Annotated in this window: 1 protein-coding gene; it reads left to right on the forward strand. The window is 42.3% G+C overall.

Features of this window, described 5'->3' with window-relative positions; genetic code table 11:
- Nucleotides 1-281 (forward strand): hypothetical protein (locus FNK51_RS26900; protein ID WP_181762367.1); only part of this gene is annotated, 281 nt, incomplete at both ends.

Here is a 281-nt window from a genome sequence, read left to right on the forward strand (position 1 = left end):
TGACTGGCGATCATGGCGATGATCGTACTTGCTTCTTCCTTGCTGAAAAAGAAATTCGTTTCATCCTTTATCAGGTCATCATCCGCTGTACGAATCCGGTTCATACGTTTCAGCACACCATCACCTGTTTCCTGAACGATACCGAATTGATAGGTGTCCTCCACTTCATTATACTGAATATAGGCGGTCTCTTCAGGCGTTTACCAATCTACATCGATTTCGTATATATCGGATTCTTCGCCGTCTGGATCATACAAATCATCATTTTCATCATCCATATC

This window comes from Bacillus sp. B4EP4a (assembly GCF_006680105.1).
GTDB lineage: Bacteria > Bacillota > Bacilli > Bacillales > DSM-1321 > Peribacillus > Peribacillus simplex_E.